The organism is Streptomyces sp. NTD91 (assembly GCF_059510455.1).
Genome location: NZ_JCAJZW010000044.1, coordinates 60827 through 71744, shown reverse-complemented (window position 1 = coordinate 71744; position 10918 = coordinate 60827). Strand labels below are relative to the sequence as shown.

At 68.6% G+C, this 10918-nt stretch carries 11 protein-coding genes and 1 pseudogene; 5 read left to right on the top strand and 7 right to left on the bottom strand.

The genetic code is table 11. The annotated features are described in order from the left end of the window. Positions 1-846: 846 nt before the first annotated feature. Complete coding sequence (locus AC5WRT_RS31925) at positions 847-1275, top strand: hypothetical protein (RefSeq protein WP_496097503.1); 429 nt, start codon at positions 847-849, stop codon at positions 1273-1275. 984 nt (positions 1276-2259) lie between these two features. Here AC5WRT_RS31925 and AC5WRT_RS31920 read toward each other — a convergent pair. Continuing rightward, positions 2260-2448 (bottom strand): annotated as a pseudogene (locus AC5WRT_RS31920) (hypothetical protein); the annotation flags it as partial. Positions 2449-2690: 242 nt separating this feature from the next. Here AC5WRT_RS31920 and AC5WRT_RS31915 point away from each other — a divergent pair. Next, entirely contained in the window at positions 2691-4079 is a 1389-nt protein-coding gene (locus AC5WRT_RS31915; RefSeq protein WP_496097504.1) for a hypothetical protein, read from the top strand. An 85-nt stretch (positions 4080-4164) separates the two neighbouring features. On the opposite strand, the gene AC5WRT_RS31910 is transcribed toward AC5WRT_RS31915, so the two are convergent. From AC5WRT_RS31910 to AC5WRT_RS31900, 3 genes are all read right to left on the bottom strand, one after another. After that, complete coding sequence (locus tag AC5WRT_RS31910) at positions 4165-4512, bottom strand: DUF6193 family natural product biosynthesis protein (protein WP_496097564.1); 348 nt, start codon at positions 4510-4512, stop codon at positions 4165-4167. Between the two features lie 241 nt (positions 4513-4753). Next, positions 4754-5998 (bottom strand): hypothetical protein, encoded by a 1245-nt coding sequence (locus tag AC5WRT_RS31905; RefSeq protein WP_496100847.1) that lies wholly within the window; start codon positions 5996-5998, stop codon positions 4754-4756. 129 nt (positions 5999-6127) lie between these two features. Further along, the gene (locus AC5WRT_RS31900; protein WP_496097506.1) at positions 6128-6568 is read right to left on the bottom strand and encodes a hypothetical protein; all 441 of its coding nucleotides are present in this window, start codon (positions 6566-6568) and stop codon (positions 6128-6130) included. A gap of 184 nt (positions 6569-6752) precedes the next feature. On the opposite strand from AC5WRT_RS31900, the gene AC5WRT_RS31895 reads away from it, so the two are divergent. Continuing rightward, positions 6753-7307, top strand: coding sequence for a TerD family protein (locus AC5WRT_RS31895; protein ID WP_496100842.1), 555 nt, complete (start codon positions 6753-6755; stop codon positions 7305-7307). A gap of 289 nt (positions 7308-7596) precedes the next feature. Here AC5WRT_RS31895 and AC5WRT_RS31890 read toward each other — a convergent pair whose 3' ends face one another. Continuing rightward, positions 7597-8361 carry a DUF4142 domain-containing protein gene (locus AC5WRT_RS31890; protein WP_496097508.1) on the bottom strand — a complete coding sequence of 255 codons (765 nt, stop codon included), beginning with the start codon at positions 8359-8361 and terminating at the stop codon, positions 7597-7599. A gap of 364 nt (positions 8362-8725) precedes the next feature. On the opposite strand from AC5WRT_RS31890, the gene AC5WRT_RS31885 reads away from it, so the two are divergent. Further along, positions 8726-9166 carry a hypothetical protein gene (locus tag AC5WRT_RS31885; RefSeq protein WP_496097509.1) on the top strand — a complete coding sequence of 147 codons (441 nt, stop codon included), beginning with the start codon at positions 8726-8728 and terminating at the stop codon, positions 9164-9166. Between the two features lie 419 nt (positions 9167-9585). On the opposite strand, the gene AC5WRT_RS31880 is transcribed toward AC5WRT_RS31885, so the two are convergent. Together AC5WRT_RS31880 and AC5WRT_RS31875 are read right to left on the bottom strand one after the other, a co-directional pair. After that, on the bottom strand, positions 9586-9792 hold the full coding sequence (locus tag AC5WRT_RS31880) for a heavy-metal-associated domain-containing protein (RefSeq protein WP_496097510.1): 207 nt from the start codon (positions 9790-9792) through the stop codon (positions 9586-9588). Then, entirely contained in the window at positions 9789-10202 is a 414-nt protein-coding gene (locus AC5WRT_RS31875) for a nuclear transport factor 2 family protein (protein ID WP_496097511.1), read from the bottom strand. Before AC5WRT_RS31875 ends, AC5WRT_RS31880 begins: the two co-directional genes overlap by 4 nt. A gap of 86 nt (positions 10203-10288) precedes the next feature. On the opposite strand from AC5WRT_RS31875, the gene AC5WRT_RS31870 reads away from it, so the two are divergent. Continuing rightward, positions 10289-10903, top strand: a complete 615-nt coding sequence (locus AC5WRT_RS31870; protein ID WP_496097512.1) for a TetR/AcrR family transcriptional regulator — start codon at positions 10289-10291, stop codon at positions 10901-10903. The last annotated feature ends 15 nt before the right edge of the window (positions 10904-10918 follow it).

Sequence of the window (10918 nt, the reverse complement as noted above, 5' to 3'; positions counted from 1 at the left end):
TTAGGCGTTTCTCCGGACGGCCTGCTCCCGATGACCCGATCTGGACCTCATGACCTGCTCCACGCGCCGGGCGTCGGACAACGAGTTGAGCGCCGGAGTGGCCAACTGAAGCACCCAACGGCCGACTGAGGCGGTCATGAACACCTGCCCGCTCCTTTCGCCGTGTCCGCCCTTGCCCAAGAATTCGAACAAGTATCAGGCGGTGAGGTACTGGCCAGCCGGCCGCGGTCCCCGCGGCCGGCTTGGACCATGGACAACCGGCAGTGCGCGGCCGCCGGGGCCGCGCCCGCCCCGCCCGACCTGTGCCGGCCGGTCTTCTGTCAGGCCGCGAGGCTCTTACGGAGGGCGTCGAGGCCGTCGCGGTAGATGCCGTGAAGAGGACGACGATCCGTCACCGCCCTGGGTGGGGGCACCCGGCAGTCTTCATGCCGCCCCGCTTCGTGGGCAGGCCCATGGCGTGTGCTCGACCGCCCGAAAGTCGGGGCACGCAGGTGGATGAGCTGGCCCGGCGACTCGCGCCGCTCGCGTGACGGCAGGCGTACCCTGACCCACCCATCCGGTGAACCTTCAGGGTCAGAGCACTGGACAGCGGGTCACGGCAGACCGGATCTCGGGGCTACCACTCGATCCGGTACAGCCTGACCGACCGGAGGTGTCCGTGCGCGCTGCCGGGCCGGGCAGGCCGGTGAACGGGCCCGAATTTAAAGCGATTTGACGGCAGCTCACCGGAGCCGCGGGAAAAGGCTCGGTGCGCCCTGGAAGATCACGTAGAGTCCACCCTGACCAAAGCGAACAGCTGTTGCAGTCGTCGTAGACGTGACTGCTCAGGGGGAAGGAAAGAGCTGTATGAAGGCATCCCGGGTCCGGCGCGGTGTGACCGTCGCCGCTACCACCGCCGCGCTGGCCGTCGCCGGCGCTGTGGCCACCGCGTCCCCGGCCGCGGCCAAGGCCAACCTGCTGGAAATCACCAAGGTTTCGCTCGACAAGCCGGGCCTTCAGCTGGACATCGAGTACTCCTGCGACACCGGCGTGGATCTACAGATAGCCGGTTACGCCTCCAAGGTCACCGAGTCGGCTGCCGGAAAGCGCAACGCGGCGGGAACGATCGAGGCCTCCACGGTCACCTGCGACTTCGTCAGCCGTACCGTGCACATGAAGCTTCGCCCGGTCGGTAACGGCTTCGCCAAGGGAGACAAGGTGAAGGTCACCGTCTTCTACTGGGACGAGAACGGGGCCTTCGGCACTCAGCAGGAGACCGCCACCGCAGCCCTCTGAGACTCCGGGCCCCTTCACGTAGGCCCTCGGCTCAACCGTCCGGCGCAACCGTGCACGGCACGGACCGAGTTGAGGGCCGGTGGCCGGTCGGCTGTCGTGTCTCCCGGGGGGCCGGCCTCAGTCGCGGTTGCGGTGACGGCGTGTGGGGCACGGTCGCACGATGACGAGCCTGCGCCTACCATGTCCGACTGGGGAGTACGGCCTGTTGCCCGCCGCCGGTGAGCCGGCCGCGTGGCACCTGCTGCGCTTCCGACCCGCCCAGCGCACACGATCCCAGCCGGCGACAAGCCACCAAGCGCCTCCAGCACGATGCCGGACCCCGCCACCGATGGACACCCGAGGGGGCTGAGAAGTCAAGCTGACCCCGTCAATGCACGGCGGGCATCGGGGCGATCGGTCAGTGCTTTTCGCTGCGACCCGGGAGATCAGCTTGTCGCGCACCGAGGACCACTCATTCGCAAGCAGGCTGTAGTACAGCGAATCGCGGCGCGTGCCGTCCTGGCGCACCATGTGGCTGCGCAGTGTTCCTTCGTAGACCAAGCCCAGCCGTGTCAGTGCCTGCTGGGAACGTACGTTGAGGTTGTCGGTGCGCAAGGCGATTCGGGCAAGTCCCAGATCGTCGCGGTCACGGGGTGATTCCCGACGGCACGGGCTTCGCCGTTCCGCGACCGAGACCGTCGGCATCGTCGTGGAGGGCGATACCGGGAATTCGGCCTGATGCTCTACTACCGGGAGGAACGGCTGGCGAGCGTGGTGCACTCCCAGCCAGGCGCGCGGCTGTGGGAGACGAACGCTCCGCGGACGCCGCCGCCTGCGGCTGGTGGTCACTGGTCGGGGCGGACGGCTTGGACGCCGGTGCCTGCGTACGCGTTCGGCGTCAGGGTGAGCAGGTACCGACCGGTGGGACGGGCGGGGAAGGGGCGGGCGGCGTCGGAGCGTGGTCTGCAGGGGTGCCAGGCGCCGGCCGCGTTGCGTCTCTTCTCACTTGCCGAGGACGGGGGAGGGGTCGCGGATCTCGAAGACGCCGATCTCGAACCCGGCGAGGATCTGGCGCTCGATCGCCTCCGAGAGCCCCGGTTCGGCGAGCCATGGCCCGCAGGTGCCGGAGTCCTGGCCCATCGATGCGAGCGCCGGCTCCTGGCTTCTCGCGCCTGTCCGCGGGCGGGGCGAGGATGCGCGCCAGACCCCGCCCTGAACAGGGAGGCGGGTCCGGCTCGTCTCGAGTGTCCGGTCAAGGGGGTGTGGTGGCTGGTGTCCCTACTGGAGGAGTCGAAGCCACGCGACGTGGCGGTCCGGAGCAGGCAGCCGAACTACCGTTGCGAGCAGCGGAGTTGAGTCATCAGTCACCTAGCCGCAGGAGGCCGATCGAACACTAGGCTGCTGCCCCACACGAGTGTCAGCCGAAGGAGGACGTCGTGCCACCGTCCGACACAGCGCTCAGGGCTCGTACCCGCCTGCTGTTGATGTACAACCTCACGCCGCAGGTGCAGGTGTCCGACGACACGTTCCGCCCGCTGACCGAGGCACTCGACCTCGGCCGGTTCAGCGCCCACGTCGAGGCCGCCGGGCGCCTGCTGCCCCGGCTGGTGCTGCACGAGCGCGTCCCCGAGATCACGCTGCCCCCGAGCGCAGCCCGGGTCGACGGTGCGGTCGTCACCCCGGCCGTCACGCCTCGCTGGGACCCCTCGCTCTTCGTGGACGTCGAAATCGAGGACGACACGGACGGATCGAACATGATCGCCGAGACGCTCTATGCCACCTGGCAGGACCGCTCCGCGACGCGCGTCGGCGGGGTGCCGTTGACCGAGTGGCTCGACGAGCGCCTGCGCGCGTACGGCATCACCGAGAGGCCCGCCGATCAGCCGCCGCTCGCATTCGGCCGGAATGTCCATCAGAGCGTCTTTCCCGGGGAGGCACTCGCACGAGGCCTGCTGGCCGAGCACATGCCCGACGACGCGGTCGGCCCGGACGTGGTGACGATCGTGCTGCGCGGCACGCTGGACAACGGCACCGGCGCCACGCTGGGCATACGCCGACCCGAGACGCTGAACAACCCCGGCCGGACCATGGTCGCGCACGGCAGAGGCGTGTCATTGATCGTCGGCTACGCGCCGCCGGTGGAGAACGCTTTCGGGCTGGCCGCGGCCGGCATCCTCAACGCGGTCGCGGCCGTGCACCGCATCCGGCGACAGGCGTTCGAGGCGCTGGAACTTGACCGGGCCGCGGTGGTCGAGACGGCGGACGATGCCCGCACCCTGGTCGCGCAGCTCTCGCGGCGGCTCAGCGATCTCCAGCTCGACCTGAGCTTCAGCGTCGAGGCGTACGCCGACACCATCCTCATCCCGGAGCTGTTGGTCGAAAGCTTCCACTCGTCGCTGCGCGGCGTCTCGGCGCTGTCGGGAGCACTGGTTAACACGTCCCGCATCGTCGAGCGCGTAAACGCCGTGCTCGCGACGCGTCGCGTCGACCTTGAGACGGCGTCCCAGCGGTACGCCGAGGGCCGCGACCGGGTGCTGGCGGCGGCGATCGCCGCCGGTTCGGTCATCGCGCTCCCGCCCGCGCTGCTGCTCGCGTTCTTCGGCGTGAACAGCAGCGACGTGGACCCGCGCCGCTCGATCCTGGACATCCACCACTACGGTGTCGCATACGCGATCGCCTGGTTGCCGTTCCTCCTGCTGATCACGGTCGGCCTGGTCGCACGCCGTCGCGTGTCGCTGCGCCTGTCCGCCCCGGACACAGCCATGTCCGATCGGCTCCGGACCCGGCGTTCCTGGCTCAGGCGCTCGCGACGACACGGCAGGTGACCCGAGCTTCGAGAAGATCGCGGCGAGGCAGCCGCGCACGGTCTTCTCGGAGAGCACCGGCTCTTGAGTGGCTATGACAGCGTGACTACCGCGGGGGCAAATTGCTCACCACGAGCGCGGCGGCTTCCGCAGGCGTCGCAACCTCGCCCAGGAGGGCGGCGCAGCCGGCTGCATAGACCTGATACGGCGGTCCGCCGTAGACGACGAACGGAACGTCGTCGTGATCTGATCCGCTCCAGGGCGGGACACTGCGCAGGAAGTGCAGCGTGCCGTGTGTCGGGAAAGGATAGAGGCCGCGCAGGCGTGGCTCGGCGTGGGCGGCCTCAACGACGCCAGGCAGCGATTCATGCGTGGCGCCCCGAGTGCCCGACCTGCGTTCCAGGAGCCAGCGCCGGGGCGGTCGCGATGGCAGGGGCTTCAGACACGGGCACATCTTCGAAGATCCGACGGCAGCCACAAGCCAATCAGCCGTCGACAGCCACGACTTTCCCAACAGGCCCCAGCCTGATCTTCAACGTCCGGCGTCGAATGGTGCCTCGAACTTGATCACTCGGTTCGCTAACCGCCGTACATGGAGTGGCCTTCGTCTGAACATGTGCTCCGACCAAGGAGTCACTGTGGCCCCTTCCTACCGCCTGCCCTGAAGGCAGGCGGCCGGTCGGTGGTCCGTCGTATCAGGTGCGGGTGACCGTCCCGCACACGTCGGGGCGGTTCGGGTCGAGGTCCTTGCTGCGGTCGTAGGGGTCTGTTGCCGGCCCGGTGGCCGGTGCTCCGCTCGGGATGTCTGTGCTGAACTGCGGGTGGAGGAAGCCGTCGTAGACATCGCAGGCGCTGTTCGAGATGTCCTCGTCGTAGTGGACCACCTCCAACTTGTCGGGCGTGACCTGGTATTTCGTCGGGTCGGACAGCTCCGTGTCCAGCACACGGCGCACGATGGTCCGTTGCACCTCCGTGGATCCGTTGCCTGCGTGGGTGACGGGATAGACGAAGGTGTAGTCGGCGTGCACGACGACGGAGGCGTGCGTGCCCGGCTTGAAGGTCATGCGACCGCGGACCTTGATCACGTCGCCGACGAGCCGGAGTTCGTGCGGGTCGAACCGGCTGAACATCCACAGTGGGTCGTGCCGCTTGTCCGGCCTGCGCAGCGCGGTGTTCAGCAGGTTGAGCAGCTCGGTCTGGTGCGGGTCGATCACGTCCATCGCCGCCTGCGGACGCTCGCCGCGCAGGGTGTGGGGGGCGAGGTTCGCCGCCACGAGGAGTTGCTTGGTCTCCTTCAGCGCGAAGGCGACCTGTGCCTTGCTCAGGGTGCCCACCGGGGCCGCCTTCGGCAGCACGATGGCGTCGGCTCCGTCCGCCCACCGCTGGGCGGGGGAGCCCGCGAAGGGCCGCTTCCGGGTTGGCACGCCGGGCTCCCCGGTGGAGGGGGCCGTGGTGGGTCGGGCTGTCTCCGGTGGCAGGGGAGTGGGCGCTGCATGCATGTCGCGGGAGGAGGCGAACCGTTCTCCCAGTCCGCCGGGCAGATAGGACAGCGCCCGACCTGGATCGACCGCGATGACGGCGGCGCACACCGCGGCGACTATGCCGACGGCGCCGAGCACGCGGCGCCGTCGCGTCGCCCGCCCGTCCAGCTCACGCCATGCCGGGCCGGTCCGCCAGCCTTCCGGCTGCCATGGCTGACCGGCCGCGCCGTCCCCGCCCTTGTTCCGGAACCGCCTCCTGTTCCCGCCTCGTTGAGCTTCGGCCCGTGCGTCCTGTTCCCGTAGCCGGGCGGTGACCATGCGGGCTCGGGCCGAGGGCTCTTTCGGCGCGCCGGCCCGTATCTCGCTCTCGTGGTCCCGGGCGAACTTCTCCCACACCTCTTCGGGTACCGACAATCCTTCCGCGTCCCCCGCAGGTCTGCCGCCCTCCGGTTCTTCCATACCCATGGTCCCTCCTCGTCGTTCACCGTGCCTCGACCGCACAGACGAGCCTGACCAGGGTGTATGCCCGCAGGCGGTGGCGATCAGTGACAGTCGGCGCACATCCAAGCAGAGCTTGCTGACACCGGATCACGCGGGGTGGGGCGCCGTCTGCGGGACGCCGGTCAGGGCACCGAGGTTCGCCTCGGCGCTGCGTGTGGTCAGGGAGGTCACCTGCACGCCGAGCGGGTCGAGCTGGAGCTGCTTGACGGGCAGGTAGCCACCCTGGGCATCGTTCGTGGTGTCGATGGTGAATCGCCTTGCGTTCAGGCCGACATGGTCGAATCTCCGGCTGAACGCCTGGGTCAGGAAGGGAAAGCCTTCGATGGCACGTCGAGGTGTCCGTCGGTGGTGTTCTGCTAGCCGTACTTCTCTGCGGCGAAGTGGGTGGCCTCCCTGTCGGCGTAGTGCACGGCGATCCGGTCCGCGATGGTGAAGGGAACAGCCGACACCACGACCCGTGATCGCGACGACCTTGACCCAGCGACGTCTCATATGAATCTCCCCGATGTGCCGGTCACGGTCGAACATGATCAGTCAGGGAACCGATCGTGCACGGTCGGCGGTTCGCGGACCAGCCTCGCGGAGAAGGGCGCGGGCCCGCGGCATCCAGGGCAGGCAGGCCGGGACCCACGTTCACGTCGGACGGAGACCGCCAAGGAGGCGTCAAGGAGCCGTCCGGACCACATACTTGACCACGCGGGAAGGTCTCGCGGTGATCCTGAGGGGAACCGGCACGGTGAGCGATGCGGGCAGTGGGCTGGGCAAGGTCGAGGTACGGCTCAAGTGGGACCCGAGCCCTCTCGGGGAAACACCCCGGCATCTCGACATCATCGCCGCGACCTACTCGGCGGACGATCCCCACGGGCGGCCGGTGTACGTCGTGCACTACGACAGCCGGTCGCCGGACGGCACCATCAACATGACCCGACACAGCCAGACCGGTATGGGTTTCGGGTTCGTCGAGGTGATGGTCCTGGAGTTCGACCGGCTGGCGCCCGTGTACGGGCGTGTGGTGGTCGGCGTGGCCATCCACCAGGACGGTGCGCCCCGCACATTCGGGGAGATCTCCAATGCTGGTGTGGTCGTTGTCCAGGGGTACCAGCAGCTGCTGGCGGACGACTTCTCACAGGTTGCCGATGCCACTGCCGCGACGGTTACCGAGTTCACCCGAAGCTCTCCTGGGGTATGGGGCATGCGCGAGATGATCCGAGGCTTCGAGAGCGACCCGGTGCTCTTCACCGCAGAGATGGGCAGCCCGCAGCGATAAACGCTGCCAAGGCCCTTGGATCAGCGGCCGCCTTCCTTACGGTCACGACAACACCACCGATGGGTGCTGGTGCTCGTAAGGGGGTGTCCGCCCTTGGCGACGAGGTGGGGATGGCGCGGGACGCTCCGCAGGAAGCTGTGGACCGCCCCGATCGCCCGCGTCAGTGCGGCGCTGCCGAGGGCGAACGCGACGCGGTGGATCTTCTGACGGAACATCAAGCCATGCGAGCCGGCGAAATGACGAAGGCCGTCCGCTGCAAGCTGCCCTGACCGATATGAGGCTGTCGGAGTCATCCCGCGGTTGGCGACGCCGTGGGTGAGGGTTCTGTGGTGGGGCCAGTTGGTACGCCCTCGGTCGACAGCCCGGGGGGCACAGTGAGGGACACGACGGGCGCGCCCGGCTGCGGCACCGGCGGCGTGACCTGGGCTGAGGGGAGCTTGGGCGGGGTCGTCTCCTGGAAGTTCACCTGGTCGAAGTTGACCAGTCCGGTCTTCTCCATCTGTGTGATGTGGTCCAGGACCACGTCGTTGGCCTGGTCGGCGAGGGCCCGCACGAGGGTGTTCTCCGTGGTGGAGCGGATCTTGGCGATGGTGTTGAAGATCGAACCGTGGGTCATACGCAGGGTGTTGGCGAAGTCGGTGTCGAACTGTTTGCCCTTGTCGGACTGGAACTTCGCCAGGAAGCCCTGCTGTTGGGGCGTGGGCTGGTTGGGGATGGTGATGTTCAGCTCGGGGGCGATCCTGCGGCAGCTGGCGTCGAGCGCGGCATGCCCGATGACCAGGTGCCGCCCGGCCTCGCGCACGGCCGCGGTCGTCCCCTTCTGCATGGCCAGCTGCCCCGAGGGGCCTTCCCACAGCCCGGCGGAGCGTACGAAGACGACGAAGTTCCGGTCGGCTTCGGTGAGCGGTCCCCACTGGGTGTTGGCGATGATGCGAGCCTGGTTCGATGCGGTGTTCTGAAGGCCCAGCATGCTCGGGTAGATGAGCGCGGCAAGGGTCAGGCTCAGGGCACCGCCAACGGCGGCGGTTCCGATCGCGTTGCGTGAGACGGGCACGGTGCCTCCCAGTGCGGACGAGTGGTCGTCACCCGGGTACGCAGAGCGCGATACAAGAGAACCTTTGCTCCAGGTAAAGATTGCATGACGCCACAAACTCGAAGGGGACGGCTGGTCGACGTGTACGACCATCGGCCGTTCGTGGATGCGGAGCTGTGGGGGGGCGAAATCAACCGTCCGGTCGAGGCGCACCGTGGCGAGACCAGCCGGGGCTCCCGGCGTTGCGGATTGCAGTTGACGTTACCGATCCATGACCAGAATTTTGTTCGGATGTCGAATTATTGCACATACGCTCGCGTGCGCCGCCTCCCACGCGCACCGGCACGGCGCATCTGCGTGCCATTGGAACATCACAAGGACCGTCATGAACAACAGGCGCCGGCAGCAAGTGCTGCAGTCCGTCGCCCCTCTGCTCGCCGAGGGCGAGCAGGTGGAAGTCACCTCTCTCGCCAAGGTCGGCTCCGTCTCGGTCAAGCGCCGGGTGCTGACCACAGCGCTGGTCGGCGTCCTCTCCGCCGGGACGGTCATCGCCACGGTTCAACCACGTCCGATGTACTGGGCGCTCACGGACCGCCGACTGCTGTTCTTCGACGCCAAGACCACGACGGGCAGGCCCGGCAAGCTGCTCATGAGCCTGCCGCGCGAGTTGATGTCCGCCGCGCCGATGAAGAAGGCGCTGCTGGGGCTGGGATTGCAGACCGTGCTCACCGTCCAAGGCCAGGAGCAGGGCCTGAAGCTTACGTTCCCGCCCGCCTACAAAGCCGCGGGCAGGGACCTGGCATCCCGCGTCGCTGTGACGGCCTGAGCCCTGGAAGGGCGCAGCACCCCATACGATTTCTCCTGTGGCGCCGGTGCCGCAGCAGTGCCGCCGTGAACGTTGCCGCGTAGGCGCACTGACGGCGAGGAATGCGCTTCGCGCGAACGCGGCAGGGGGTGATGTATGCCCCCCCACTTACCAAGGGCCGGCACCGCCAAAGCGGTACCGGCCCTTGGTGCTTGCCCGTGCGGGGCCGTTTCAGTGTCGTCCTCGGGCAGACCCGTGAACGCGCATGGGTGCCGTGCGGCCGGGGATGTCGGCGGGCGTGGCACGCCGTGGTCTCGGTATCGTCGGGCGGGCTGAGGAAATGTGCCGGGACGACCGGTGGCGGTTGCCGACCTGGCCGACTGTTCGGTCTGCAGGTTGCGGTACCGGGCCGCCCGTTGCTCCGGCAATGGCGCGTCGGGTCAGGTCGTCAGTTCGTAGCCCGCTTCTTCGACCGCGTCGCGTACGTCCGCGACGTCCAGGGGGCGGTCGCTGGTCACGGTGACCCTTCCGCTGTCGACGTCCACCGCCACGGCGGTGACGCCGGGGATGTGCTCGATCTCATCGGTGACGGATGCCGCGCAGTGTGCGCAGGCCATGCCCGTGACGGTGTAGCCGGTCTCGGTCATGCCGGCCTTTCCCGAGTGCTGTCGTGGGCGGGCACGGTGCGGGTGGCCATGTGCGCCCGCCGCATGCGTCCCTCGGCGGTGAAGTGGCCGAAGAAGTGCACCTCGGTGGCGAGGTCTCTGCCCCGCTGGGAGGAGTGCAGGGTGTAGCGGGCGGCGATCCGGTCGCCGTCCGCGAGGGCCTCGTGCACCTCCATCCGGATGGCGGGCCGGTTCTTGCGGACCGGGCGGGTGTGCGCGATGAGCTTGTCGCGGTCGATCCGGTGTCCGTCGGCGATCTGGACGATGTCCGGGGTGTGGAAGCGGTCGACGATGACCGCCGGGTCCTCGTCGCCCGCCAGCAGCTCCTCGGTGAAGGAGGTGAAGAAACCGGCGATGAATTCCTTGGGATCGGTGTCGTGGAGTGGGGTCATGGCGTTCCCGTCGGTCGGGGCTCACGCTTCAACTCTGACGGTATGTAAGGGTTGCAGTTCTCGGTAACTTTGACAAGGTGTAAGAGATGATGTCGCCTCTGCCCCGCAAGCGCCGCGCCGACGCCCACCGCAGCAGGGCGGCCGTCCTGGATGCCGCGATCCGGGTTCTCGATGCGGATCCCGACGCCGGGCTGGAGGCGGTCGCCGTCGCCGCCGGTGTGACCCGGCAGACCGTGTACGCCCATTTCGCCTCACGGGAGCGGTTGTTGCTGGCCGTCGCCGACCGCATCACCGAGGAGGCCGTCGCCGCGATGGATGCGGTCGACCCTGATGCCGGGCCCGCTGCGGACGCGCTGATGCGTCTGCTCGACGCCGGGATGCGGGCGGCCCGGCGCTACCCCGCACTGCTGCAGCGGATCGGCGCCCTGCCTGTCGGCGCGCAGGCCGGCCGGGATCAGCACAGGCCCGTGGCCGACCGCATCGAACGGGTCATCCGCAGGGGCCGACTGGCCGGCGAATTCGATGGCCGGCTGCCGGTCGACTGGCTGGTCGCGGCCGCCATCGGGCTCGGTCATCTCGCGAGTGAGGAACGGGACGCCGGCCGGATGTCCGAGACGGCCGCGCAGGACGCGCTCCGCCTGAGCCTGTTGCGCCTGCTGGAGGCCACCGACGGGGCGGACGGTTGGACGGGGCGCGGGTGAACGGGGAAGTTGGCG